This is a genomic window from Ramlibacter sp. (genome assembly GCF_050250995.1).
GTDB lineage: Bacteria > Pseudomonadota > Gammaproteobacteria > Burkholderiales > Burkholderiaceae_C > Ramlibacter.
The window spans coordinates 1-23,408 of the sequence record NZ_JBFWNP010000025.1 but is presented as its reverse complement, the minus strand read 5'-3'; the positions used below and the strand labels follow the sequence as shown (position 1 = coordinate 23,408).

General features: G+C 68.1%; 25 protein-coding genes and 1 pseudogene. 11 read left to right on the top strand and 15 right to left on the bottom strand.

Going from position 1 to position 23,408, the window contains the following annotated elements; genetic code table 11:
* Window positions 1–35: 35 nt before the first annotated feature.
* Entirely contained in the window at window positions 36–926 is an 891-nt protein-coding gene (locus AB7E83_RS16440) for a LysR family transcriptional regulator (RefSeq protein ID WP_428571326.1), read from the bottom strand.
* Between the two features lie 120 nt (window positions 927–1,046).
* On the opposite strand from AB7E83_RS16440, the gene AB7E83_RS16435 reads away from it, so the two are divergent.
* From AB7E83_RS16435 to AB7E83_RS16415, 5 genes are all read left to right on the top strand, one after another.
* Window positions 1,047–2,003: a Bug family tripartite tricarboxylate transporter substrate binding protein gene (locus AB7E83_RS16435; RefSeq protein WP_428571324.1), complete on the top strand. Its 957-nt coding sequence runs from the start codon at window positions 1,047–1,049 to the stop codon at window positions 2,001–2,003.
* Window positions 1,993–2,691: an SDR family NAD(P)-dependent oxidoreductase gene (locus tag AB7E83_RS16430; RefSeq protein ID WP_428571322.1), complete on the top strand. Its 699-nt coding sequence runs from the start codon at window positions 1,993–1,995 to the stop codon at window positions 2,689–2,691. Before AB7E83_RS16435 ends, AB7E83_RS16430 begins: the two co-directional genes overlap by 11 nt.
* Before the next feature lie 2 nt (window positions 2,692–2,693).
* Window positions 2,694–3,593 carry an NAD(P)-dependent oxidoreductase gene (locus AB7E83_RS16425; RefSeq protein ID WP_428571320.1) on the top strand — a complete coding sequence of 300 codons (900 nt, stop codon included), beginning with the start codon at window positions 2,694–2,696 and terminating at the stop codon, window positions 3,591–3,593.
* 110 nt (window positions 3,594–3,703) lie between these two features.
* Complete coding sequence (locus AB7E83_RS16420) at window positions 3,704–4,309, top strand: type IV toxin-antitoxin system AbiEi family antitoxin domain-containing protein (RefSeq protein ID WP_428571318.1); 606 nt, start codon at window positions 3,704–3,706, stop codon at window positions 4,307–4,309.
* Window positions 4,306–5,169, top strand: a complete 864-nt coding sequence (locus tag AB7E83_RS16415; protein ID WP_428571316.1) for a nucleotidyl transferase AbiEii/AbiGii toxin family protein — start codon at window positions 4,306–4,308, stop codon at window positions 5,167–5,169. Before AB7E83_RS16420 ends, AB7E83_RS16415 begins: the two co-directional genes overlap by 4 nt.
* An 87-nt stretch (window positions 5,170–5,256) precedes the next feature.
* Here the strand turns inward: AB7E83_RS16415 and AB7E83_RS16410 are convergent, their stop codons facing one another.
* The 4 genes from AB7E83_RS16410 to AB7E83_RS16395 form a co-directional block, all read right to left on the bottom strand.
* Window positions 5,257–6,252 (bottom strand): serine/threonine protein kinase, encoded by a 996-nt coding sequence (locus AB7E83_RS16410; protein ID WP_428571314.1) that lies wholly within the window; start codon window positions 6,250–6,252, stop codon window positions 5,257–5,259.
* Between the two features lie 29 nt (window positions 6,253–6,281).
* A complete protein-coding gene (locus tag AB7E83_RS16405; RefSeq protein WP_428571312.1) occupies window positions 6,282–7,373 on the bottom strand; it encodes a DUF2855 family protein in 1,092 nt (363 codons plus the stop codon).
* 4 nt (window positions 7,374–7,377) lie between these two features.
* Complete coding sequence (locus AB7E83_RS16400) at window positions 7,378–7,794, bottom strand: organic hydroperoxide resistance protein (RefSeq protein ID WP_428571310.1); 417 nt, start codon at window positions 7,792–7,794, stop codon at window positions 7,378–7,380.
* A 76-nt stretch (window positions 7,795–7,870) separates the two neighbouring features.
* On the bottom strand, window positions 7,871–8,848 hold the full coding sequence (locus tag AB7E83_RS16395; protein ID WP_428571308.1) for a hypothetical protein: 978 nt from the start codon (window positions 8,846–8,848) through the stop codon (window positions 7,871–7,873).
* Window positions 8,849–9,029: 181 nt separating this feature from the next.
* Here AB7E83_RS16395 and AB7E83_RS16390 point away from each other — a divergent pair, with 181 nt between their 5' ends.
* A complete protein-coding gene (locus AB7E83_RS16390) occupies window positions 9,030–9,740 on the top strand; it encodes a hemerythrin domain-containing protein (protein WP_428571306.1) in 711 nt (236 codons plus the stop codon).
* A 5-nt stretch (window positions 9,741–9,745) separates the two neighbouring features.
* Here AB7E83_RS16390 and AB7E83_RS16385 read toward each other — a convergent pair whose 3' ends face one another.
* Genes AB7E83_RS16385 through AB7E83_RS16370 form a run of 4 tightly spaced genes read right to left on the bottom strand, consistent with a single transcriptional unit; the run spans window position 9,746 to window position 13,287 of the window.
* A complete protein-coding gene (locus AB7E83_RS16385) occupies window positions 9,746–11,083 on the bottom strand; it encodes a GAF domain-containing protein (protein ID WP_428571304.1) in 1,338 nt (445 codons plus the stop codon).
* The gene (locus AB7E83_RS16380) at window positions 11,080–11,562 is read right to left on the bottom strand and encodes a hypothetical protein (RefSeq protein ID WP_428571302.1); all 483 of its coding nucleotides are present in this window, start codon (window positions 11,560–11,562) and stop codon (window positions 11,080–11,082) included. The genes AB7E83_RS16385 and AB7E83_RS16380 overlap by 4 nt, the downstream gene beginning before the upstream one ends.
* A gap of 10 nt (window positions 11,563–11,572) precedes the next feature.
* The gene (locus AB7E83_RS16375; protein WP_428571300.1) at window positions 11,573–12,367 is read right to left on the bottom strand and encodes an ABC transporter permease; all 795 of its coding nucleotides are present in this window, start codon (window positions 12,365–12,367) and stop codon (window positions 11,573–11,575) included.
* Complete coding sequence (locus AB7E83_RS16370; RefSeq protein ID WP_428571298.1) at window positions 12,364–13,287, bottom strand: ATP-binding cassette domain-containing protein; 924 nt, start codon at window positions 13,285–13,287, stop codon at window positions 12,364–12,366. Before AB7E83_RS16370 ends, AB7E83_RS16375 begins: the two co-directional genes overlap by 4 nt.
* 56 nt (window positions 13,288–13,343) lie before the next feature.
* Between AB7E83_RS16370 and asd the strand changes: the two genes are divergently transcribed.
* Complete coding sequence (asd, locus tag AB7E83_RS16365) at window positions 13,344–14,192, top strand: archaetidylserine decarboxylase (RefSeq protein WP_428571412.1); 849 nt, start codon at window positions 13,344–13,346, stop codon at window positions 14,190–14,192.
* 15 nt (window positions 14,193–14,207) lie between these two features.
* On the opposite strand, the gene AB7E83_RS16360 is transcribed toward asd, so the two are convergent.
* The 3 genes from AB7E83_RS16360 to AB7E83_RS16350 form a co-directional block, all read right to left on the bottom strand.
* Window positions 14,208–15,482 carry a type II toxin-antitoxin system HipA family toxin gene (locus tag AB7E83_RS16360; RefSeq protein ID WP_428571296.1) on the bottom strand — a complete coding sequence of 425 codons (1,275 nt, stop codon included), beginning with the start codon at window positions 15,480–15,482 and terminating at the stop codon, window positions 14,208–14,210.
* 2 nt (window positions 15,483–15,484) lie between these two features.
* Window positions 15,485–15,817, bottom strand: a complete 333-nt coding sequence (locus AB7E83_RS16355; RefSeq protein ID WP_428571294.1) for a helix-turn-helix domain-containing protein — start codon at window positions 15,815–15,817, stop codon at window positions 15,485–15,487.
* A gap of 92 nt (window positions 15,818–15,909) precedes the next feature.
* Window positions 15,910–17,403 carry an AMP nucleosidase gene (locus tag AB7E83_RS16350; protein ID WP_428571292.1) on the bottom strand — a complete coding sequence of 498 codons (1,494 nt, stop codon included), beginning with the start codon at window positions 17,401–17,403 and terminating at the stop codon, window positions 15,910–15,912.
* A 176-nt stretch (window positions 17,404–17,579) separates the two neighbouring features.
* On the opposite strand from AB7E83_RS16350, the gene AB7E83_RS16345 reads away from it, so the two are divergent.
* The 4 genes from AB7E83_RS16345 (at window position 17,580) to AB7E83_RS16330 (ending at window position 20,485) form a co-directional block, all read left to right on the top strand.
* Window positions 17,580–17,840 (top strand): hypothetical protein, encoded by a 261-nt coding sequence (locus AB7E83_RS16345; RefSeq protein ID WP_428571290.1) that lies wholly within the window; start codon window positions 17,580–17,582, stop codon window positions 17,838–17,840.
* Between the two features lie 118 nt (window positions 17,841–17,958).
* A complete protein-coding gene (locus AB7E83_RS16340; protein ID WP_428571288.1) occupies window positions 17,959–18,756 on the top strand; it encodes an MlaE family ABC transporter permease in 798 nt (265 codons plus the stop codon).
* 14 nt (window positions 18,757–18,770) lie between these two features.
* Window positions 18,771–19,814 carry an MlaD family protein gene (locus AB7E83_RS16335; protein WP_428571286.1) on the top strand — a complete coding sequence of 348 codons (1,044 nt, stop codon included), beginning with the start codon at window positions 18,771–18,773 and terminating at the stop codon, window positions 19,812–19,814.
* Window positions 19,811–20,485 (top strand): hypothetical protein, encoded by a 675-nt coding sequence (locus AB7E83_RS16330; protein ID WP_428571284.1) that lies wholly within the window; start codon window positions 19,811–19,813, stop codon window positions 20,483–20,485. Before AB7E83_RS16335 ends, AB7E83_RS16330 begins: the two co-directional genes overlap by 4 nt.
* 74 nt (window positions 20,486–20,559) lie before the next feature.
* Here AB7E83_RS16330 and AB7E83_RS16325 read toward each other — a convergent pair whose 3' ends face one another.
* The 3 genes and pseudogenes from AB7E83_RS16325 to AB7E83_RS16315 form a co-directional block, all read right to left on the bottom strand.
* Window positions 20,560–21,075 (bottom strand): histone H1-like DNA-binding protein, encoded by a 516-nt coding sequence (locus AB7E83_RS16325; protein ID WP_428571282.1) that lies wholly within the window; start codon window positions 21,073–21,075, stop codon window positions 20,560–20,562.
* A 212-nt stretch (window positions 21,076–21,287) separates the two neighbouring features.
* Complete coding sequence (locus tag AB7E83_RS16320; RefSeq protein ID WP_428571280.1) at window positions 21,288–22,535, bottom strand: ribonucleotide-diphosphate reductase subunit beta; 1,248 nt, start codon at window positions 22,533–22,535, stop codon at window positions 21,288–21,290.
* A 154-nt stretch (window positions 22,536–22,689) separates the two neighbouring features.
* Window positions 22,690–23,408 (bottom strand): annotated as a pseudogene (locus AB7E83_RS16315) (ribonucleoside-diphosphate reductase subunit alpha); the annotation flags it as partial.

Sequence of the window (23,408 nt, the reverse complement as noted above, 5' to 3'; positions counted from 1 at the left end):
GGCGGTGGCCGCCGAACCGCCATCCGACCGCCTGTTCACCCGTCCTTGGCCCGAAGATGCCGCACCAGCACTTCCAGCAGGCTGGCCGCGGGCGGCGGCACGGGACGGCGCGGATGCGACACGGCCACGAGATGACGCACGAGCGCCGGCCGCACCAAACGATGGGCGCGCAGGCGACCATCGGCGAGCCGGCTGCGCAGCGCGGTGCGGGGCAGCAGGGTGGCGAGTTCGCCTTGTTCGACGACCTGGGCAATGGCCGGCAGGGAGTCGATCTCCATGACGCATTCCAGGTGCAGGCCGGCCGCGTCGGCGAAACCCTCCAGCGCTGCGCGCAGGCCGTGCTGCCGGGTGGGCAGCACGAGCTTGAGGCGACTCGCTTCGCGTAGCGTGACCTTGGCCGGCACCCGCGCATGCCGCGGACCCGTGGCGAGCACGAACTCCTCGTCCAGGACCGGGGCGGCCTGCAGCGTCAGTCGACGCGGCTTGTTGACGATGGCGGCGTCCAGCTGTCCGCTCGTCACGCCTTGCACCAGAACCTCGCTGTAAGCCTCGGTGACCGAAACGGTCACGCCGGGAAACCGCTGCGAGAACTCCACCATCGCCGCGGGCAGCACGTCCTGCGCGATGCTCGCCGGCAAGCCGATGCGCGCATGCCCCGACAGCGCCCCGCCCGTCTCCAGCAGCTCCGCGCGCGCCCGCTCGAACTCGGCAAGGATCGGGAGGAAGCGACCGTACATCTGCGTCGCGTGCGTCGTGGGGATCATGCCGCGATTGCTGCGCACGAACAGCTGCCGCGCCAGCTCCTCCTCCAGCCGCGCGACCTGCATGCTCAGCGCCGGCTGCACGATGTTCAGCCGGTGGGCCGCACGGGTGACGGAGCCCTCCTCGTAGAGCACGACGAAGTACTGGATCTGGCGGTAGTCCATGGCCGTGAGTATCTTTTGAATTGATGGAAGCTTCAGAAAACATGATTTGACCTGATGGCGCCGCACGCCTCAACATGCCGCTGCCGCGCACTCGGCGCGCCATCACCTGGAGACACACGCATGTTCCTGACCCGAATCCTCGCCGCCATGGCGCTCGGCATGCTCGCCATGACCGCCGCCGCCCAGACCTACCCCGCGCGTCCGGTGCGCGTGATCATTCCCTTCCCGCCGGGCGGCACGCTCGACACGCTCGGGCGGTCCCTGGCTCAGAAGCTGGCGGAGCAGACCGGCCAGCCCTTCGTCGTCGAGAACAAGCCGGGCGGCAACGGCGTGATCGGCGCCGACCAGGTGGCCAAGGCGCAGGCCGACGGGTACACCCTTCTGTTCAACGCTTCCACCTTCGTCACCGCGCCGATGACGATGAAGTCCACGCCTTATGCGGTCACCCGCGACTTCGCGCCGATCGCGCTGGTGGCCAAGGCGCCGCTGTCGGTGGCGATCAACAAGGGCCTGCCCGTCACGGACCTGAAGTCCCTGCAGGCCTACGCGAAGTCGAACCCCGGCAAGCTGACGTTCGCGGTCGGCTCCATCGGCTCGGCCGGCCATCTGGCCACCGAACTCCTCAAGCGCAGCGCGGGCATCGATTACGTCGTGGTGCCGTACAAGGGCACGGCGCCCGCGTTCCAGGACCTGATCGGCGGGCAGATCGCCGGCTTCATCGACCCCATCCTCGGCTCCCTGCAGTACCACCGCAGCGGCATGCTTCGCGTCGTGGCGGTCACGTCCGACAAGCGCACGCCCAATCTGCCGGAGGTCCCGACCGTCGCGGAGAGCTTGCCCGGCTACGAGTTCTACAGCTGGTATGGCCTGTGGGCGCCCGCGAAGACGCCGGCCGATATCGTGCAGCGGCTCAACGCGGAAACGAACAAGGCCATCGCCGCTGAACTGCGGGAGAAGTTCAGTGCGCAGGGCCTGTCGTTCCAGCCGGGGTCGGCCGACGACTTCGCGAAGTTCCAGGAGAGCGACATGGGCAAGGCGCAGAAGATCATCACGGAAGGCAACATCCGTGTGGAGTGAGCGCCGGCGCGCGGTCGTGACGGGCAGCAGCTCGGGCATCGGCCTCGCGATCAGCGAAACCTTGCTGGGCGAGGGATGGGAGGTCATGGGCATCGACCAGGCGCCCGCACGGATCGTGCATCGGCGCTTCGATGCGGTGGAGGTCGACCTGTGCGATTCCGCCCAGTGCGACGCCGCGGCCGAGCGCGCCGCCGGCGCGCAGGCGCTGGTGCATGCCGCGGGCGTGCTGCGCGTCGGGCCGCTGGGCGAGCTGGACGGCCATGAAGGCGAACGCATGTGGCGCCTGCACGTGGATGCGGCCACGCGACTTGCCGATCGCCTGCTGCCGCCCATGGCGCGGGCGGGCGCCGGCCGCGTGGTGCTGATGGGCAGCCGCGTGGCTCGGGGCGCCGCCGGGCGCAGCCAGTACGCGGCGACCAAGGCCGCGCTGGTGGGTCTGGCGCGCAGTTGGGCCGCCGAAGTCGCGCCGTCCGGCGTGACGGTCAACGTGGTCTCGCCAGCCGCCACGGACACGCGCATGCTGAACGATCCGGCGCGCCAGGCCGTGCCGCCCCGCCTGACGCCCATGGGCCGCCTGATCCAGCCGCAGGAGGTGGCCGCCCTGGTGGCGTTCCTGCTTTCGCCGGCAGCGGGGGCCATCACGGGCCAGGAGATCCAGGTCTGCGGCGGCGCATCGCTGGGAGCCTGAAGATGCAGACGCAGGTCATCGGACTCGTGGGCCTCGGCCTGGTCGGCCAGGCGCTCGGGGCGCGGCTGCGTGCGAACGGACTGCGCGTCGTGGGCCATGATCTGCGACCGGAGGCCGTCGAAGCCTTTCGCGCGCAAGGCGGTGAGAGCGCGACCTCGCTGGCGCAACTCGGCGAGCAGGTCGACACCGTGGTGCTGGCCGTCTTCGATACGCAAGGTGTTCTCGAAGTGGTCGAAGGCGCCGACGGCCTGCTAACCGGCGCCTCGCGTATCCGGCGAGTGGTGGACTGCTCCACCGGCGACCCGGCGGAAGTGGAAGCTTTGTCGCGCCGCTTGCGCGCACGCGGCATCGATTTCGTCGAAGCGCCCTTGTCCGGGTCGAGCCAGCAGATCGCGGCCGGCGAAGGCGTCGCGCTGGTCGGCGCGGAGGAGCCCGCGTGGCAGGCCGCGCGCCCGCTCCTGTCGATGCTCGCCGCGGAATGCATCCACGTGGGACCGCCCGGCATGGGCGCCAAGGCCAAGCTGGCGACGAACCTGGTGCTGGGTCTGAACCGTGCGGTGCTCGCCGAGGGAATGGCGTTCGCCGAAAGCCTCGGCATTGCGCCGCAGCGCTTCCTGTCGCTCGTTCTCGCCACACCCGCACGCTCGGATGCGGCGGCCGTGAAAGGTCCGCTGATGGCGGCAGGCGACTTCGCGCCGCGATCGCGCATCCGGCAGCATCGGAAGGACGTGATGTTGATGCTGGATGCCGCCGCGGCGGCGGGGCTGGAGCTGCCCTTTTCCAGGGTGCATGCGGCGCTGCTGTCCGAGGCGGTGGAGCAGGGGCGGGGCGAGCTGGACAACGCGGCGATCGTGTTGCAGATGCGGGGGCGGAAGGTGGGTGGCGGGGAAGGGCGCGGTTGACGCCGATAGTTGTTGCGAGCTTCGAAGGCGCTCGAAGGCAGAGGCGCGGCTGTGTTCCTTTATTTCGTCGCAATATTTCATTGAGCGAAAATTTGGAACATACTCGCACCGTGCTTCCTGACACCCATACCCGCCGCGTACTCGATCTGGCCAGCCAGAAGGGGCTGCTGCGCGCCAGTGACCTGGACGCCATCGATGCTCCCCGGGTCGTCCTGACGCGCCTGACCGCTGCCGGTAGGCTGGAGCGGATTGGGCGTGGCCTGTACCGCCTGCCGGACTCTCAGGGATCGGAACACGAGAGTCTCGTGACTGTCGCAACCAAGGTTCCACAGGCCGTCTTCTGTCTGCTCACGGCGCTGCAGTTCCACGAACTAACCACCCAACTGCCGCGCCAGGTCTGGATCGCCATGCCGCGCGGCAGTCATGCCCCCCGGTTCGACTATCCGCCGATCAAGATGGTTCAGTTCACGGGCGAAGCCTACACGGCGGGCGTCGAGGAAGTTGAACGCGATGGCGTCAAGCTTCGGGTGTACTGCGTGGCAAAGACCGTCGCGGACTGCTTCAAGCACCGCAACAAGATCGGCCTGGATGTGGCGCTGGAGGCCCTGAAGGACGCCCGTGCCCGCAACAAGGCATCCGCCGATGACATCTGGCTCTTCGCCAAGGTCTGCCGCGTGGCCAACGTGATGCGGCCCTACCTGGAGAGCATAGGATGAGCCCCGCCAATCCCAACGCCGCCGCCTCCGTCCGTGCGCGCCTGCTCAACGTCGCCAAAGCACGGGGTGTGGATTTCAACCAGGTGCTGGTGCGCTTTGCGCTGGAGCGCATCCTCTACCGTTTGACCCAATCGCAGCACGCAGACCGCTTTCTGCTCAAGGGGGCGCTGCTGTTCACGCTCTGGTACGACATGCCCCACCGCGCCACGCGCGATGCCGATCTGCTCGGCTTCGGTCCGAGCGATGTGGCACCGTTGGCCGAGACCTTCCGTGACATCGCCGCCGTGCCCGTGGACGACGGCATTGCATTCGACCCGGCCTCCGTCACGGTCGAGGAGATCCGCAAGGAAGCCGGCTACGGCGGCGTCCGCGTCGTCATCGCCGGCGAACTTGCCAAAGCGCGCTGCAAGACGCAGATCGATGTCTGTTTCGGCGATGCCGTCACACCCGCGCCGGTGGATTCGGTCTATCCGGTCCTGTTGGATGATCTTCCCGCGCCCAGATTGCGGGCTTATCCGACGTACACGGTTATTGCGGAAAAACTCCACGCCATCGCCCTGCTGGGCATGACCAATAGCCGTCTGAAAGACTACCTCGATCTGTCGGTGCTGCTGGAAAGAGAAACCTTGGACACCGAGTTGCTCGCCCAGGCCATCAAAGCCACCTTTGAGCGGCGTGGCATGTCCGTGCCCGATGAAATGCCGATTGGGCTGACGGACGAGTTTGCGTACGATTCCTCGCGACAGTCGTTATGGCGAGCGCTTCTCAAAAAGAACGAGCTTCCCCCCGAGCCCTTGCCTGCCATCGTGGATCGATTGCGCATGGGATTGGCTCCTGCGTTGAACGGCGTCAATCGTTGAACACGAAATGACTGCCAGCAAGCGGTCATGGCATGGCCCCAGCCTCGACGGTCGACGTTTCGCCGTCGAATAGGGCTTCGAAGCACCTCACACCACCAACACCGCCTCCTCCATCGCCTCCAGCTGCTCCTTGAGCATCAGCACCTGCCCCTTCCAGTAGTCCGACGTCCCGAACCACGGAAACGCCGCGGGGAAAGCCGGGTCGTCCCAGCGCCGCGCGAGCCACGCGCTGTAATGGATGAGACGCAGCGTGCGCAGCGGCTCGATCAGCGCCAACTCCCTGCGGTCGAATTCGCGCATCTGCTCGTAGCCGTCCACGAGCGCGCCGAGTTGGCGCTGGCGCTGAATGCGGTCGCCGTCGAGCAGCATCCACAAGTCCTGCACGGCCGGACCCATGCGCGCGTCGTCGAGGTCGACGAAGTGCGGGCCGGCGTCGGGTGTCCACAGGATGTTGCCGGGGTGGCAATCGCCGTGGAGCCGCAGGGTGCGCACGCCGCTGCTCGCCTCGAAGGCGCGCGAGATCGCCTCGATGGCCGTCGCGCACAGGTCCTGCCATTCGCGCTGCACGTCCAGCGGAATGCCGTCGTTGGCCGCCAGCCAGTCGCGCGGCTCGATGGCGAAGGTCGCGATGTCGAGCGTCGGCCGCGTCGAAAAAGGCTTCATCGCGCCGACGTTGTGAAGCCGGCCGAGGAAGCGGCCGATCCATTCGAGCACCTCGAAGTCGTCGAGCTCCGGTCGGCGTCCGCCGCGCCGCGGGCTCACGCTGAACGCGAAGCCGTCGTGATGGTGCAGCGTGCTTGCGCCGATGACGAGCGGCGCGACCGCGGGCACCTCGGCCTGCACGAGTTCGTCGGCGAACGCATGCTCTTCGAGGATCTGCGCATCGCTCCACCGTGCCGGGCGATAGAACTTGGCGATCACGATGCCGTGGCCGGCGTACGCATCCGACAGATGCACCTGGTAGACGCGGTTCTCGTACGAGCCGAGCGCCATCAGGCGGCCGTCGCCTTCGAGCCCGATCGCCGACAAGGCATCGAGCACGGCGTCGGGCGTGAGAGTGTCGTACGGATGTCGGGCAGTCATCCGGCATTGTCGCCGGACGCGCCGTACGCTCAGCGCGCGAACGTCAGGATGTGCCCCGTGCGCGGATCGCCGCCGCCCGCGTGGACGCGGCCGTAGGCGGCCTGCACGGCCTCGCCGCCGCGATGATGTTCGATCGCGAGCCAGCGGCTGCCCGGCGCGGAGACTTCATCGCGAAAACGGCTCCAGGCTTCGACGAGGCGCTGGCCCAGGACCTCGCCGCCCCACTCCGCCTGCCGTTTCTTGATCTGCGCCGGCGCGAAGAAGAGCGTCGGGCGCGGGCCGGGCAAATCGCCGCCGCCGCCGAGGTGCTGCACGTGCGTGCCGCCGATGGCGCAGCTGTATTTCAGGTGGTCCGCGAATCGCGTGTGGATGCGCCGACGCAGATCGGCATTGCCCGCGAAGTCGAGGTAGACGCAGGGCACGTCCGCGGCCACGTCGTCGAGCTGCTCGTACGCCAGCACGCGGTCGTAGCAGCCGAGCCCTTCGCAGAAGGCGACGTTGGCCGCCGACGTGAGGCCGATGCGCTCGATGCCCTCGCGCCCCTTCAGCACGAACGCAGTGCCGTACGCCGTCTTGCTCGATGCGCTCGACAGCAGCACCGTGCGCGCGCCGAAGAACGCGTTGTCGGCAAGAAAGTCGTCGATCAGCCAGGAGGTGGCGGAGAGCGGCCGCAGCAGCGCCTGCACGTCCTCGGTCCCGGCGCTGTAGTAGGGGTCGACGTTGCAGCGCAGGTAGCCGTTGTACACGCCATGCAGCGCCTTGCGATGTGGCGCGAGGTCGGTGAAGCCCTCGGCCGACAGCCGGCCCGGCGCGAGGATCGCGCCGTCGCCGAGGGGCCAGTAGCCCCACAGCCGCTCGCCGACCGCCACGCCGGGGTGGAGCGATTGCACGACCGTGACGAAGCCCCACACCGGAACGATGCCCCAGCCGTCTTCCCCCGTCGGGAAGAACTGCCAGTAATTCATGGCATCGCCGAAGGCCGCGTACGTGATGTTGTTCGCGGTGAGCGCGAACGAGTCGATGCGCACGCGCACTTCGCCGTCCCGCAGCGCGCGGTCTTCCGCGCGCACGAGGCGCGTGGCGGCGAGCGCGTCCTTGCGGACCTGCAGGACGGTGGTCACGGCGTCAGACGAGGGTGATCGTGACGTCGATGTTGTTGCGCGTCGCGTTCGAGTACGGGCACACCTGGTGCGCGGCGTCGAGCACCTGCTGGGCCTGCGCGCGGTCCATGCCGGGCAGCTTCACGTTCAGCCGCGCGGCGATGCCGAAGGCGTTGGGGATGGGGCCGAGGTCGACTTCCGCGTCCACCGACAGGTCCTGCGGCAGCGTGACCTTCATCTTGCCCGCCACCGCCTTCATCGCGCCGATGAAGCAGGCGGAGTAGCCGGCCGCGAACAGTTGCTCGGGGTTCGTGCCGGGGCCGTTCATCGCGGGCGGCGTGAGCGTCACGTCGAGCTTGCCGTCGTCGCTGCGGCTCGCGCCTTCGCGGCCTCCGGTCGTGTGGACCTTCGCGGTGTAGAGCACTTTTTCGAGCTGAGCCATGGGTTTCCTTCGGGGGGTGATGGGCAGGCGGGAAGTGTCGCACGCCTTCGGCGCGGCTGCAGGGTAGTGGCAGGGTTCAGAGCAGCGAATCGGCCGGCTGCGTGCGCAGGTCCATGACCTCGTCGAGCACCGCGTCCACCATCATCAGGTCGCGGTAGACGCCGAGGGGCAGCAGGGGCGGACCCGAGCATCGCTGCCGCATCTCGTGCTCGCCCAGCATCCAGTGCATGACGAACAGGCGCGCCTCGCGGTACGGCCACAGCGGCACGAGAGCGTCGGTGAGGTCCTCGTCGTCGATCAGGGCCGCGTCGGCGCTCGAAGGTGCCGCCCATGCCGGCGCGTTCTGCCCGAAGCGCTTGCGAAAGGACTCGCGCGCGACCTCCCATTCGGCTTCGCGGCCCAGGCGAAGGTAGAGCTCCCGCAGTTCGAGGAACACCCACGGGCTCGTGTAGCGGAAGTCGACGAGGTGCTGCTGCAGCTGGAGCACGGCCGAGACGTGGTCGCCTCGCTCGTTGCGGCGGCGCAGTTTGTGCCGCAGCTGCTGCAGGTCGATCAGCGTCGCCTCGCGGCGCGAATTGGTCTCGCCGATGGCGGTGACGTAGATCGCACGCGCGGCTTCGGCGGGGTTGGGGCTGTCGGGCAGGATGTCGTCGATGTTGCCCATGCTCGTGATGATCGAGGTGGCGGGCGGCTGCACGTCGGCCCACAGCAGCGAATCCTTTTCCACTTCGAGCGACCGGCGGCGACGCCGTTCGATCAGCCAGCCGGTCAGGGCGAGCAGGGCCATGCCGCCGGCGACGACGGCGGCCGTGCCCGCGCCCACGGAGGCCGCAGCCTCCCCGGTCTTCGCGGCGTGCCCGGCGACGTTCCCTGCAACGCTAGTCACAGGCCTGGCCGATTGCGGCATCGCCGTGTCGACGGCGCTCACCGCCGCTGGCGCGGTCACCGTCACCGGCGACACGGGCGCGGCCGCGGTCACAACCGCGGGCAGCCGCGCCAGCGCCTCGCTCGAGCGAAGTTCGAGCGGCACGCCTTCGGGCTCCAGACTGCTCAAGACAGACGCTCCACGTGGCTCTCGACGACGAGTGGTTTGTTCGTTTTCACCCGCGCATCGTACAGGATTTGACTACTTTCGACCTCTTAAGATTTTTTGAGGATTTGCCTAAGCATTTCTTCAGAACGCAATGTGGCCCGCGTTCCTAGACTTCGCCGCACCCCCAACAGGAGATGAAGACATGAAGATCGACGCCACCGAAATCCGCCACATCGAGCAGGCCGCCGCGCCCCGCTTCGACCTCTACACCGGCATCCACAAGGCGCTGCGCGCGATGATGGCCGACACGCTCCTTGCCCTCGGCCGCATGGACGCGAGCGACCCGCTCGAGCGCGCGGACGTCACGGACCGCGTGCGGGCATTGCTGGACGCCTGTGCCTCGCACCTGCGCCACGAGAACGACTTCGTGCATGCCGCCATCGAAGCGCGCTGCGCAGGGGCCAGCGCCGAACTCGCCCACGAGCACGTGGAGCATGGCGTGCGTATCGCGGCGCTCGCGGACCTCGTCGCGCAACTCGGCGACCCGGCGGCCGACGTGCAATTCGCGCTGCAGCAGCGCCTGTACGCCGAACTCTCCCTCTTCGTCGCCGAGAACTTCGTTCACATGCGGGCCGAGGAGACCCGGCACAACGCGCTGCTGTGGGCGCACTACGACGACGGCGAACTGATCGCGATCCACGACGCGCTGGTCGGCTCGATTCCGCCCGACGAGATGATGGCCATCGCGCGCTGGCTCGTGCCGGCGCTGAGCCCGCCGGAGCGCGCGGGCATGCTGGCCGACATGCGCGCCAAGGCGCCGCCGCCCGCCTTCGACGCCGTGCTGGCCGTCGCACGGCCGCACCTCTCGGACGCGGAATGGACGAAGCTGTCGATCGCGCTCGATCAGCGCTGAGGCCTTCAGGCCGAGGCGAGCGCCACCGGGCGGGCGAGCACCAGGCGAAAGCGGCCGCGGCCCGTCTTCTCGATGCGCAGGTACGGGCTCTGTTCGGCCAGCCGGCGTTGCAGCAGCAGCAGGCGCGCCTCGAGGTTGTCGCTGAGCTCGGGCAGGCCGAGCGCGCGGTCGAGGCGCAGCTCGCGGTTGGTGAACTCGGTGCGCCCGTGCGCGAGATGGTCGCGCAGCAGCTTGGCCAGGATCGCACCGGCCACGCCCTTGATCAGGTAGCTGTCGTTGATGAAGATGCTGTCGTTCGCCGCGAAGTGCTTCACCGCGAGCGGGGCGCCGACGTGGCCCGCGGCGGCGCTCGTCGCGGCGGGAGGCGCATCGGCGGACTCCGCATGCTGCTGCATCGATTCCACCGCGGCCGCCAGATGCCCCGCGATGGCGACGAAGGCGTCTTCCTCCTCGTAGCCGAACGCGAGGTCGTCTTCGCTCTCGGCGAACAGCACGCCGCGCAGCCGCCCGCCGCACAGCAGGGGCACGGCGAGCTGCGAATGCGGCTGCGCGAGGCCGGGGTAGGGAATCTCGGTCGCCTGCGCGAGGTCGGGCACGTTGGCCTCGAGGGCGCTGCGCATCGCATGGCTGTAGAGCGAGGCGCTCGCCACGTGGCCGATTCGCACGGGCGTGCGTTCGCGCGCGGCCACGCCGATGAGTCCTTCGCCCACCGCCACCTCCGAGCCGACGCCCGAGGTCGCATAGCCGATGCTCGCGACGGTGTACAGGCGCTCGCCGCGCTCGTCGAGCATCAGCACCATCGCATGCCGCACGCCCAGGGCCTCGCGCAGCGTCGCCAGCATGCCGTCGAGCGCGTCGTCGAGCGTCGTGCAGCGCGCGAGCCGCTCGGCCGCGCGCCGCACCGCGCCCAGCAGGCCGGCACGCGACGGCGGCGCGGCCAGCGGCTCGCCCTCGAGCGACTCGATGGCCTCGACCTCGTAGACGTCGGCGCCGAGCAGGCGGAACACGCCCTGCATTCCCGTGTGCGACGCGATGCCGGCCAGCTGCGCCTTCATGCCTTCGAACAGCGGCCCTTCGGTCTCGGTGCGCCGGAAGCGAAGGCCCAGGCGATGGAACTGCGCGGTGCGCGGATCGAGCAGCAGCACGGTCGCGACGGGGTTCGCCAGGATGTTCTGGCGCGTCTTGTTGAAGAACTGGAACGAGAGCGCGACGTGGCGCTCGTCGACGTAATAGACCTGCGAGATGTAGGCGACATTGGGCACGCCGTCGCTCGCGCAGGTCGCGACGATCGCCGGCACGGCGCCTTCGAAGCAGGCGCGGATGTCGCCGAGGGTGTTCGTCACGGACCCGTCCCCATCGGCAGGCCGGCGCGCGGGCCCGGCGTCTGCTCGAACGCCTGCTCGGGCGCGAAGGTGACGGCCACGAGCTGGTCGGCGCGCGCCGCAAGCATGGCGCGCGTGAACGCCGGGTCCGGCACGATGTTCGCGAGCTCCCGCTCCATCGCTTCGCGATAGCGGGCGAGCAGCAGTTCCTCGGCCGGCTGCGCGGGACGCAGCGCGACGCGGCTGGCCTTGAGCTGCACGCTGCGGTGCGTGCTCGGCTGCGAGAAGACCACCGCGATGGGACTGCCGGCCTCCAGATCCTGCAGGAGCTGGCGCGACTGTGGCCGCGCCAGAAAGACGGTGATCGTCCGCCCGTCGTCCGACACGAGCGAGCCGACCGCGCGCATGACGCTCGGCCGCAGCGCCGCGTCGCGCGCGGCGACGATGACCGAGACCCCGCCGCGGATCATGGCCAGCAGGTCGGAGGACAGCAGGCTCATGGCGAGAGGCCTACGCGGCGAAGCGCCGCCGCGTGAGGGCGAGCGCGATCCAGAACGACACCACCGCGTACACGACGAGCACGAGCAGGTTGCGCACGGGCGCCTCGGGCCAGCGGTCCATGAACATCGGCCGCACGAGTTCCACCGCCGCCGCGAGCGGCAGCCAGTCGGACACGGCGCGCACGACGGTGGGCAGCTGTTCGCGCGGGAAGAACACGCCCGAGAGGAACATCATGGGCGTGAGGAACAGCGTGAAGTAGTAGGTGAAGAAGTCGTAGCCCTTGGCCAGCGCATTGAAGATCAGCGCGATGCACGAGAACGCGATGCCCGTCAGCAGCAGCACGGGCCACGCCACCAGCAGCTTCGGGCTGTGGCTGATGTTCAGCGCGAGCATCACGCACAGGATCGCCGTGGCGGTGAAAAGCGCCTTGAAGCCCGCCCACAGCATTTCGGAGAGCACCACGTCGTCGAGGCTCACCGGCGCGTTCATGATGCCGTCCCAGGTCTTCTGCACATGCATGCGCGAGAATGCGGAGTAGAGCGCCTCGAACGAGGCCGCGTTCATCGCGCTCATGCAGATCGAGCCGCTCGCCAGGAAGAGGATGTAGGGCACGGGCGTCCCCGCCACCTTCACTTCGCCCACGAGCATGCCCATGCCGTAGCCGAAGGCCACGAGCCAGATCAGCGGCTCGGCGATGTTGCCGAGCAGGCTGGGCAGCATGAGTTTGCGAAACACGAGGAGGTTGCGGCCGAGCACCGGGAGCCAGCCCCGCGAGAACTTCGGCGCGCGCCAGTGGTTGCTCATCCGTCCTCCCGGATCTGCCGGCCCGTGAGCTTGAGGAACAGGTCCTCGAGGTTGGCCGGGCGGTGCAGGGTGCGCAGGTGCGGATGCGCCGACAGCGCGTCGAGCAGGGGCCGCGCGTCCTGCGTGTAGAAGAAGATCGTCTCGCCGCTCACCTCGGTGCGCGCGGCGTGTTGCGTCAGGGGCGAGCCGCGCAGGTCGAGCGCGCCCTGGCCGTAGACCTCCACGACGTCGGGCTCCAGGTGCTGCGCGATCAGCTCGCGCGGCTTGCCTTCGGCGATCTTGCGCCCATGGTCGAGCACGAGCAGGCGCGAGCACAGGCGCTCGGCCTCGTCCATGAAATGCGTAGTGAGGAGGATCGACTTGCCCTGTTGCAACAGGAGCTGCAGGCGCTCCCACATCAGGTGCCGCGCCTGCGGATCCAGGCCGGTCGTCGGTTCGTCGAGCATGAGCAGGCGCGGGTCGTTCACGAGCGCGCGCGCCAGGCTCAGGCGCCGGCGCATGCCCCCGGAGAGCTCGCCGGGCTTCGCCGTCGCCTTGTGCGAGAGCGACGCGAACTCCAGCAGGCGCGGAATGCGCTCGCGAATGGTCGCGCCAGGCAGCCCGAAGTAGCGGCCATAGACGAGCAGGTTTTCGGCGCAGGTGAAGTCGGGGTCGAGCGAATCGAACTGCGACACCACGCCGAGCCGCGCCTTGATCGCGAGGGCGTCGCGGGGCATCCGCAGGCCCAGCGCATGGATTTCGCCACCGTCGGGCTGCGCCAGGCCGAGCGCCATGCGGATCGTCGTCGTCTTGCCCGCGCCATTGGGGCCGATGACGCCGAGGCACTCGCCGGGCGCGATGTCGAAGGACAGGTCGTCGACGACGGTGGTGTCGCCGTAGCGTTTCGTGAGGTGGCGGACGGCGAAAAGCGGCTCGGTCATGACTGCGGCGGTATTGTGGCAGCTTAGAATTTTTTCTTCCCCCCGAACCAGGAACGATATTGCCTCCGCTCGCCATCCAGCAGCAGTACCTGCTGCCCAAGAACCTCCTCACCGTGATCGCCGGCAAGATCGCGGGGTGGCGCGGCGGTGCGCTCACGCATGCGCTGGTGCGCCGCTTCGTCGCGCAGTACAAGGTCGACATGAGCGAGGCGGCCGATCCGCGCATCGAGAGCTACGCGACCTTCAACGACTTCTTCACGCGGCCGCTGCGCGAGGGCGCGCGGCCGATCTCGAGCGCGCCCTTCGTCTGTCCGGTCGACGCGGCCATCAGCCAGTTCGGCCCCATCGAGCACGACCAGATCTTCCAGGCCAAGGGGCACAGCTACTCGAGCCGGGCGCTGCTCGGCGGCGACCAGCAGCTCGCGCACCGGTTCGACCACGGCCACTTCGCCACGCTCTATCTCGCGCCGAAGGACTACCACCGCATCCACATGCCGTGCGACGGCACGCTCACGCGCATGATCTACGTGCCGGGAGAGTTGTTCTCGGTGAATCCGCTCACCGCGCGGCACGTGCCGGGGCTTTTTGCGCGCAACGAGCGCGTGGTGTGCATCTTCGAATGCGCGCAGGGGCCGATGGCGCTGGTGCTGGTCGGCGCCACGATCGTCGGGAGCATGGCAACCGTGTGGCACGGCGTCGTCAACCCGCCGCGCACGCGCGCGATCCGCGAGTGGAACTACGAGGGCCAGGGCATCCGGCTCGCCAAGGGCGCCGAAATGGGCCGCTTCCTGCTCGGCTCGACCGTGGTCATGCTCTTTCCGAAGAACGTCCTGACCTTCCATGCGGACTGGGCGCCGACACGGCCGGTGCGGCTGGGCGAGCCGATGGCGACGGTCGTGGGCTGAGGCTCGCCTGCCCCGTCAGCCCGTATCCGGCGGCTCCGTGCGGTAGAAGCTCGCGGGCAGGATCGCCTGCTCGAGCATCTCGATGCTGCGGGCGTCCACGCCGTTCGCGCGAAAGAGACGCTTCCAATCGGAGACGACGGCGAGCAGGGCTTCTATCTGCTGGCGTGCAGCCTCCCGCGTGAGCCCGAACACCTCGGGGCGCGAGAGCAGGTTGTACAGGCTCGCTGCGCGGCCGAAGCGGCCCGCCTCGAGCGCGAGGTCCCGTTTCTCCTGCGATAGCAGGGGCACCGGCACGATGTCGTAAGCGGGCGAAAGGCGCCAGCCGCCACGGGTGCGCAGCAGGGCGTGATTGCGAGGATGGTCGTCGTTGTTGGTGACCATCGCATTGAAGACCATCCGCCGGTACAGTTCCTCCTGGTCCGCCGAAGGATGACTCGACCACCGGCGCAGTTCGTCGGCAAGGAGGAGATAGGACCATCGATCCCGACCCGTGTGACCGTCCTCGGCATCCAGGACCGTCAGCGCCGAGACGAATCCGAAGCGCGCGTACCGCTGTCGCTCGGAATCCCACTCGCGGTCGAAGCGCTGGAGCATCAGCACCTCGCCGCCGGCGATCGGCTGCAGGCGCGCTGCGCAGACTCGCAGGCCCGCGGCGCGCGCGAGTTCGAGCGTGGCGAACTCGATACGCTGCATGTTGTGGCGGTCGCCCTTCTCGGGAAGTTTGCACAACCAGATGCGTTCGCCATCCTCCACCGCCACCTTCGGACGCGCGCCGCCCATGCTGGTGCCGGGCTCCATCTGCTCCAGGACTTCATGGGGCGGCCGCCCGCCTTCCTCCACCTGCCGCGCTGCGTCGACCAGCGTCTCGAGGTGATGCGTGCGGTTGTACATCCGCGAGGGCCCCGGCGGTTCCACCGTGAGCCCGAAGCGAAGGTTTCCCGCGCCGTCGTCGGGACCGTGCAGCAGGTACTCCATCTCGGCGAGGTCGGCTTCGGGCCGCTGCAGTCGCGCCTGGATCACGCGGCGACCCCATGCGTCGGGGCTCGCATCGCGCACGGCGCCCGGGATGCCCTTGCGCTTCGTGATGCGATGCGGCCTGTCGGAGAGCGGGAGGTGATAGTCGTCGAGGGCGACCACGTTGCCGCGCTGCAGGTATCGCTTGCCGTAGGTGAAAGTTCCTTCGAAGGCGCCGGAGCCGAGCGCCTTCACGCGCAGCGAAGCGCACGGCACCCATTCCCAGTCGCCGGGAAGCTGGATGTACACGTAGCAGGAACGCTCGTCGACGGCCATCGTCAGAAGTCGGTGTCTTCCCGCGGGCTCGTCCGGCGCGCGCGCGCTCCCAGCCGCGCGGCTTCCAGAATCTTGCCGTGATCGTCCGCGTCCGGGTCGGCCACTGCGCTCGTGGTCGCAAGCAACCCGAGTTTCCAGAGCACGGTGTAGATGTTCGCGATGCCCATGCCGGGCGCGCCGGCCTCTATGCTGAAAAGCGTTCGGCGGGAGATGCCGCAGGCTTGCGCGAGATCGTCCTGACTCAGTTGCCGGCGCATTCGGGCGTGCCGGATGCGCTCCCCGAGCGCTTCAATCGCAGCTGCGACTTCGTACGGCGGCGGCACGGCTTTCGGCATCGCGCCATTGTCCGCGCAGGGGCGCAGTCGGTCAACTTCTTGGGAAAAATATTGCTCACTAAATGGTTTAATAAGCAATATATTGCCCAATATTACTGGAACGCCACCTCGTCGAACGCCCGCAGCTTCCGGCTGTGCAGCCGCTGCGAGCCCTGCGAACGCAGGATCTCGATGGCCCGCATGCCGATGCGCAGGTGCTGGTCGACCCGCTCGCGGTAGAAGTGGTTGGCCATGCCGGGCAGCTTGATCTCGCCGTGCAACGGCTTGTCGCTCACGCACAGCAGCGTCCCGTAGGGCACCCGGAAGCGAAAGCCGTTGGCGGCGATGGTGGCGCTTTCCATGTCGAGCGCCACGGCGCGGCTCTGGCTGAAGCGCCGCTGCGGCTCGTTGCCCGGCAGCAGTTCCCAGTTGCGGTTGTCGGTCGACGCGACCGTGCCGGTGCGCATGATGCGCTTGAGTTCCGCCCCCTTGAAGCCCGTGACGTCGGCCACCGCCTGCTCGAGCGCGAGCTGGATCTCGGCCAGCGCCGGAATGGGAATCCACAGCGGCAGCTCCTCGTCGAGCACGTGGTCCTCGCGCACGTAGCCGTGCGCCAGCACGTAGTCGCCGAGCTGCTGCGAGTTGCGCAGGCCCGCGCAGTGGCCCAGCATCATCCAGGCATGCGGGCGCAGCACCGCGATGTGGTCGGTGATGTTCTTCGCGTTGGCCGGGCCGACGCCGATGTTGACCATGGTGATGCCGCCGTGGCCGGGCCGCACGAGGTGGTAGCCGGGCATCTGCGGCAGGCGCGGAGGGGGCACGCCGAGCTCGTCGCCCGCCTCGGCCGCGAGGCCCGCGCGGCGCGTGACGACGTTGCCGGGCTCGACGAAGGCGACGTACTCGCTGTCGCTCCTTGCCATCTCCTCGTGGCCGAGCCGCACGAACTCGTCGATGTAGAACTGGTAGTTGGTGAACAGCACGAAATTCTGGAACCACTCCGGCCGCGCGCCCGTGTAGTGGCGCAGGCGATGCAGCGAATAGTCGGTGCGCGACGCGGTGAACAGCGACAGCGGCTGCGGGTCGCCGGGGCCGCGGCGCATCGTGCCGTTGGCGATGCCGTCGTCCATCGCCGAGAGGTCGGGCAGGTCGAACAGGTCGCGCATCGCCCAGCGCCGCTCGGGGCTCAGGTTGCCTTCGATGTGGTCGTTCTCGGCGAACGAGAAATGCACGGGAATCGGCTCCTGGCTCGTCCCGATCTCCAGCTCCGCGCCGTGGTTTTGCAGCAGCAGGGCGAACTGCTCCCGCAGGTAGTTGGCGTAGAGGTCGGGGCGCGTCAGCGTCGTCTCGAAGGAGCCCACGCCGGACACGAAGCCGTACGAGACGCCCGCGTTCTCCAACACCGCCTGGGGCACCGCGGTTTCGGTGCGCAGGCGGGCATAGGGATAGTGCGCGCGCACGCGATCGGCAAGGGCCTCGCCGGCGACGAAGCGCTGCATGGCATCGCGCAGGTGTTCGATCTGGGCCGTATAGATCGTCTGGACTTGCGCGAGCGCGGATTCCGGGTCGGTGTGGCGGGTGGGTGCGACGGGCGGCGGCAGGAGCGGCATGCGGCTATTGTGCAGCCCGATACGTGCAATCGGATTCACACCGGCAATGCGTGCGCGGGGGTGCGCCCGCGTCCTACAAGCCGTCAAGAACTCACCTGACGTTACAAGTTGCGTCCTCTTGGCACAGTCACTCCACCGAAGAAACGCACTTTTTCGAATACAAGGAGTTGACACAAATGACGACAGCCGCAGCCGCAGCGAATCCCTTTGCCCTGATGGTCGACCCCGCCGAAGTGCGCCAGATGATCGACCGATCGGAAGCGCTGGGCAAGCTGAGCCAGCGCCAGTGCCATCCGCTCGACCGCGCCGTCATTCGCTGCGCCAGCGCCGAGATCGCCGCCTTCGACGCCAAGATCGACCGGACCACCGTCTACCTGCCCCCGGAAGAGGACAAGGCCACGCCCGTCGTGCGCACCTACTCGCGCCGCATCAACTGATTCTTTTTCCGCGTCCTCGACGCCACTCACCCTACGCGCCGCACGGGAATCCCCTGCGGCGCCGGTCTTTGCGGGGTACACACCAGCCCAGCCGGTAACATCGCGGCTGATGACGCATATGTCCACCGTGACCCGCGCGCTCGGCTACCCCGGCATGGCGCCGCTGCGCTGGCTCTGGGCCTGGGTGCGAATCACGTTCTTCGGCGCGGCGATGCTCGTGCGGGCGCTCTCGCCCTCGAGCTACGGGCCCGAGATGCGCCAGAACCTCGCGCGACACATCTACATGGACACGGTGCCGATCCTGGCGTGGTTCACGATCCTCACCGCGCTCTTCACGATCATCATCACGCGCATCGTCCTCGTCACGGCCAACAGCTATGGACTGTCGCAGTACGCGCTCGAGATGGTGGTGCGGGTCCTGGTCATCGAGCTGATTCCCATCGGCGCGGCGCTCTTCGTGGCGCTGCGCTGCACTATCCCGAGCGGGGCGGCGCTCTTCGATATCCGCCGCGTCGGCCACTTCCGCAAGCTACGCAGACAGCGACTCGACCCGGTCACCGTGGAGGTGCTGCCGCGCCTGCTGGCCGGCATCTTCTCCACGATCACGCTCGCCGCGCTGAGCTGCGTCGTGTCGATGATCGTCTGCTACTACGCCGTCTACGGGTTCACCGCGGCCGGCATCCAGCCCTACACGCGGATCTTCGGCCACGTCTTCGAGCCGGTCGTGACCTTCCTCTTCGTGTTGAAGACGATGTTCTTCGCGCTCGCGGTGTCCGTCATTCCCATGGCCTCGGCCCTCTACAACGTCGAGGGCGACGACCACCAGCGCGAAAGCGCCGCACTGCAGGGACTCGTGCGCATGTTCGGCGTGCTGCTCGTGCTCGAGGCGCTGTCGCTGGTCGGCAACTACATCTGACCTTACGCATCCGCATGGCCGAAACGACGCCTCCCGATCCGACCGCACCGCCCGAACCCGCGACGCCCGGCACCGCATCGGAGCCGGCGGCGAAGCTGCGGAGGCACTCCGTGCGGCATCTGGAGCTGAAGGCCGCGCTGCTCGTGGTGTTCACGATGGCGCTGCTGCTGGGCGCGGCGCTCTACGTGCTGCATGCCCGAGGCTTTTTCGAGCCGAAGCAGCGGCTCGTGCTGATCGCCGACGATTCCGAGGGCGTGGTGCCCGGCATGGACATGACCTTTTCCGGCTTCCCCATCGGCCGCGTGCGCCACGTCGAACTCGGCGACAAGGGCAACGTTCGGATCACGGTCGACGTCAACAAGCACGACGCACGCTGGCTGCGCACGTCGAGCGTCTTCACGCTGGTGCGCGGGCTCGTGGGCGGCGCGCAGCTGCGCGCCTACAGCGGCGTGCTGACCGATCCTGCGCTGGCCGACGGGGCGGAGCGGCCCGTGCTGCGCGGCGACGCCAACGCGGAACTGCAGCGCGTGATCGGCGCGGCCCGCGACGTCTTCGACAACCTCAACGAGATCACGGGCCAGAACTCCGAGCTCAACCGCATGCTCGGCAACCTGCAGACCTTTTCGCAGAAGCTGCAGGGCCGGCAGGGCGCGCTGCACGCGATCTTCGGCAACGAGGAGGACGCGCGCAAGCTGGTGATGGCGGTGGAGCGCGCCCAGTCGGCGATGGCCCGCATCGAGGCCGTGGCCGCCCGCGCCGAGCAGATCGCGGCGAAGGCCGACACGCAGGTGTTCGGCGCCGATGGCCTGCTGCCCGAAACGCGTAACGCGGTGCGGCAGGCGCACGCGCTGCTGGCCGATGCGCGCAACAGCATGAAGCGGGTCGATGCGGTGCTGGCCGAAGCGCAGGGCGCGGCCGGAAACGTGAAGACGGCGACGCAGGACCTCGGCGCGCTGCGCCTCGACGTGGAAGCGAACCTGCGCAAGATCGAGGACATGATCAACGACATCAATCGCAAGTGGCCGTTCGCGAAGGAACGGAAGATCGAGTTGCCATGAGAACGCTTGCCGTCCTGTCCTTGCTGCTGCTCGTGGCCGCCTGCGGCAACAAGCCGCGCCAGCCCGACTGGCTGGTCAATGCCGACGGCGCGCAGGACCGCTTCGAGCGCGCCTACCTGTCGGGGCGCGATCGCGTGGCCGAGGCGGAGTTCGCGCGGCTGCGCCAGGAGTTGTCGAGCACGGGCGACGTCGCGCTCGTCGCGCGCGGCGAACTCACGCGCTGCGCGATGCGCGTGGCAAGCCTGGAGTTCGAGCCCTGTGCGGGGTTCGAAGCGTTGAGGCGCGATGCGGGCGCGAGCGAGCGCGCGTACGCGGATTTCCTGGAGGGGAAGGTGGCGGATGCGAAGCTGCTGCCCGAGTCTTACCGGGCCATCGCCGGCACGCAGTCAGTTGTCGATGGGTCTGCGCTCTCGCGCATCGAGGAGCCGGTTTCGCGCACGATCGCGGCCGGCGTGCTGTTGCGCAGCGGTCGCGCCGGGCCGGGCGTGTTGCAAGCCGCGGCGGAGACCGCATCGCAGCAGGGATGGCGCCGCGCCGTGCTCGCCTGGCTGGCCGCGCAGGCCGTCGCCGCCGAGCGCGCGGGCAATCGCGAAGAGGCGCAGCGGCTGCGCAGGCGGATGTTGCTGGTGCAGGAGGGGTCCGAGCTGCCGGGTGGTCCGCGCGGGCGGTGAGGGGCGACGGGGAGCGAAGCGGAAAAAACAAAAAGCCCCGCCGAAGCGGGGCTTGGTGATCGCGCTGAAACCGGTTAGGGCTTCGACGCGGTCGGGAAAGGCCATGCGGCCTGGGGGTTCAGCGTGGTCTGTGCAGCGGGCGCGGCAGGGGCCGAGCTCGCAGGGGCACCGGATGCGCCGCCGGACGCACCGGCGGATTTCGCAGCCTTCTTCGCGCCGCCGGACTTCTTCGCCGCAGCTTTCTTGGCGCCGCCGGCCTTCTTGGCAGCGGTTTTCTTGGCGCCGGCCTTCTTGGCGGCAGCCTTCTTCGCAGGCGCCTTCTTCGCGGTGGTCTTCTTCGCAGCAGCCTTCTTCGCCGCGGGGCGCTTCGCGGCGGCCTTCTTGGCTGCCGGGCGCTTCGCAGCAGCCTTCTTCGCTGCCGGACGCTTGGCCGCAGCCTTCTTCGCCGGGGCCTTCTTCGCCGGCGCCTTCTTGGCGGCGGCCTTCTTCGCTGCCGGGCGCTTGGCCGCGGCCTTCTTCGCCGGTGCCTTCTTCGCTGCAGCCTTCTTCGCCGGGGCCTTCTTCGCGGCCGCTTTCTTCGCAGTTGCCATTTTCATCTCTCCTAGTTCAAGTTGATCAACATCAACCAATGAAGCACTCCGCGCCCTGTTGGTGTGCGCGAAGCGATCCGTGGGGTTGGGCCTCAGCCCAGCTCCACGAACACCGTGGCCTGTCGGGATGCCGCCTCTTCGGGTCGGTCGTTCTCGCCAGGCGTATCCAACTCAATTCGCAGTTGCCGGAACCTCGAATTCACATTCCATGCTCAGTCCCATGAAAGCGCGCCACCCGACTGGTACTCGATCACGCGGGTTTCGAAGAAATTGCGCTCTTTCTTGAGATCGATCATCTCGCTCATCCACGGGAAGGGGTTCTCCTCGTTCGGGAACAAGGCCTCCAAGCCGATCTGCGTCGCGCGACGGTTCGCGATGTAGCGCAGGTAGCCCTTGAACATGGATGCATTCAGTCCGAGCACGCCGCGGGGCATGGTGTCCTCCGCGTAGCGATACTCCAGTTCGACGGCCCGCTGGAACAGCGCCTTGATCTCGGCCTTGAATTCGGCCGTCCACAGGTGCGGGTTCTCGAGCTTGATCTGGTTGATGAGGTCGATGCCGAAGTTGCAGTGCATCGACTCGTCGCGAAGGATGTACTGGTACTGCTCGGCGGCGCCGGTCATCTTGTTCTGGCGGCCGAGCGCCAGGATCTGCGTGAAGCCGACGTAGAAGAAGAGGCCTTCCATCAGGCACGCGAACACGATCAGGCTCTTGAGCAGCGTCTGGTCGGCTTCGGGCGTGCCGGTGTGGAAGTTGGGGTCCATGATCGCGTCGATGAACGGGATCAGGAACTCGTCCTTGTCGCGGATCGACTGGACCTCGTGGTACGCGTTGAAGATCTCGGACTCGTCGAGTCCGAGCGACTCCACGATGTACTGGTAGGCGTGCGTGTGGATCGCCTCCTCGAACGCCTGGCGCAGCAGGAACTGCCGGCACTCGGGCGCCGTGATGTGGCGGTAGGTTCCCAGCACGATGTTGTTGGCGGCCAGCGAATCGGCGGTGACGAAGAAGCCGAGGTTGCGCTTGACGATGCGGCGCTCGTCCTCGGACAGACCGTTCGGGTCTTTCCAGAGGGCGATGTCGCGGTTCATGTTCACTTCCTGCGGCATCCAGTGGTTGGCGCAGGTGGCGAGGTACTTCTCCCACGCCCACTTGTACTTGAACGGCACCAACTGGTTGACGTCGGTCTGGCCGTTGATGATGCGCTTGTCGGCGGCCGTCACGCGGCGCGCGGTGGGTGCCGGTGTCGATTGCGCTTGCGAAGCGGCGGAGGGTTGCGGCTTGACCGTGACGGTGATCGGCGCGGGGATCGGTGCTGTGATTGGCGCGATGTTCTGCGCGAGATCCTGCACGAGGTGTTGCGCGAGCAGAGGTGACGGGGCCACCTCGCGGCCGGCGAGCGGGCCGCTACTCATTGCATTCGACGGTGTGGGCTTGACGTCGTCTTCCCAGGTCAACATAAGTTTTCCAGTGCTCGAATTATGTGAGCACTGATGCGGGATGCAAAGTGTCCGCTCGCATCAGCGTTCGATTTTGTTGTGTGAACGCATCGGCTTCGTGTCGGACAAAACCGATGCGTGATTCATGTTCATCGCGAATGCAACGCGCGTCGCGTTACTGGCAGGCCTCGCACGTCGGATCGTCGATCGCGCAGAACTTGATGTCGCTCGCGGGGACCGCGCTTGCGTTCGTCGCGCTCGCCATCTGCGACTGCGCCGCGGCTGCAGCGGCGTCGAGCGCCGACATGCCGCCCGCGCCTGCGCCGGAGGACACCGCGTTCAGGCGGCCCGACTGCACGGTCGACTTCTCGGCCTGCGTCGCGCTCGTCGTGCGCAGGTAGTAGGTCGTCTTCAGGCCGCGCAGCCACGCGAGCTTGTAGGTCTCGTCGAGCTTCTTGCCCGATGCGCCCGCCATGTAGATGTTGAGCGACTGCGCCTGGTCGATCCACTTCTGGCGGCGCGCGGCGGCTTCGACCAGCCACGTCGCCTCGACCTCGAACGCGGTCGCGTAGAGCGACTTCACTTCCTGCGGCACGCGGTCGATGGGGCGCAGCGACCCGTCGAAGTGCTTCAGGTCCATGACCATCACGTCGTCCCACAGGCCCAGGCGCTTCAGGTCGCGCACCAGGTAGTGGTTGATCACGGTGAATTCGCCGGACAGGTTGGACTTCACCGAGAGGTTGCCGAAGCAGGGCTCGATGGAGGCGTCCACGCCGATGATGTTGGAGATGGTCGCGGTGGGCGCGTTGGCGTCGCAGTTGCTGTTGCGCTTGGCGTCGGCGGCGATGGTTTTAGGGTGTGCGTGCCTGTCGTGCGTGGCGGATCGGTCGTCGT

Excerpts from the sequence above, each read along its gene's own strand:
- AB7E83_RS16415 (WP_428571316.1), top strand. The coding sequence starts at position 4,306 with ATGAGCCCCGCCAATCCCAACGCCGCCGCCTCCGTCCGTGCGCGCCTG.
- AB7E83_RS16400 (WP_428571310.1), bottom strand. The coding sequence starts at position 7,794 with ATGGCTCAGCTCGAAAAAGTGCTCTACACCGCGAAGGTCCACACGACC.
- AB7E83_RS16410 (WP_428571314.1), bottom strand. The coding sequence starts at position 6,252 with ATGACTGCCCGACATCCGTACGACACTCTCACGCCCGACGCCGTGCTC.
- AB7E83_RS16325 (WP_428571282.1), bottom strand. The coding sequence starts at position 21,075 with ATGGCAACTGCGAAGAAAGCGGCCGCGAAGAAGGCCCCGGCGAAGAAG.
- AB7E83_RS16370 (WP_428571298.1), bottom strand. The coding sequence starts at position 13,287 with ATGACCGAGCCGCTTTTCGCCGTCCGCCACCTCACGAAACGCTACGGC.
- AB7E83_RS16390 (WP_428571306.1), top strand. The coding sequence starts at position 9,030 with ATGAAGATCGACGCCACCGAAATCCGCCACATCGAGCAGGCCGCCGCG.
- AB7E83_RS16335 (WP_428571286.1), top strand. The coding sequence starts at position 18,771 with ATGGCCGAAACGACGCCTCCCGATCCGACCGCACCGCCCGAACCCGCG.
- AB7E83_RS16345 (WP_428571290.1), top strand. The coding sequence starts at position 17,580 with ATGACGACAGCCGCAGCCGCAGCGAATCCCTTTGCCCTGATGGTCGAC.
- AB7E83_RS16360 (WP_428571296.1), bottom strand. The coding sequence starts at position 15,482 with ATGGCCGTCGACGAGCGTTCCTGCTACGTGTACATCCAGCTTCCCGGC.
- AB7E83_RS16425 (WP_428571320.1), top strand. The coding sequence starts at position 2,694 with ATGCAGACGCAGGTCATCGGACTCGTGGGCCTCGGCCTGGTCGGCCAG.
- AB7E83_RS16320 (WP_428571280.1), bottom strand. The coding sequence starts at position 22,535 with ATGTTGACCTGGGAAGACGACGTCAAGCCCACACCGTCGAATGCAATG.
- AB7E83_RS16440 (WP_428571326.1), bottom strand. The coding sequence starts at position 926 with ATGGACTACCGCCAGATCCAGTACTTCGTCGTGCTCTACGAGGAGGGC.
- AB7E83_RS16435 (WP_428571324.1), top strand. The coding sequence starts at position 1,047 with ATGTTCCTGACCCGAATCCTCGCCGCCATGGCGCTCGGCATGCTCGCC.
- AB7E83_RS16380 (WP_428571302.1), bottom strand. The coding sequence starts at position 11,562 with ATGAGCCTGCTGTCCTCCGACCTGCTGGCCATGATCCGCGGCGGGGTC.
- AB7E83_RS16375 (WP_428571300.1), bottom strand. The coding sequence starts at position 12,367 with ATGAGCAACCACTGGCGCGCGCCGAAGTTCTCGCGGGGCTGGCTCCCG.
- AB7E83_RS16350 (WP_428571292.1), bottom strand. The coding sequence starts at position 17,403 with ATGCCGCTCCTGCCGCCGCCCGTCGCACCCACCCGCCACACCGACCCG.
- AB7E83_RS16330 (WP_428571284.1), top strand. The coding sequence starts at position 19,811 with ATGAGAACGCTTGCCGTCCTGTCCTTGCTGCTGCTCGTGGCCGCCTGC.
- AB7E83_RS16355 (WP_428571294.1), bottom strand. The coding sequence starts at position 15,817 with ATGCCGAAAGCCGTGCCGCCGCCGTACGAAGTCGCAGCTGCGATTGAA.
- AB7E83_RS16340 (WP_428571288.1), top strand. The coding sequence starts at position 17,959 with ATGTCCACCGTGACCCGCGCGCTCGGCTACCCCGGCATGGCGCCGCTG.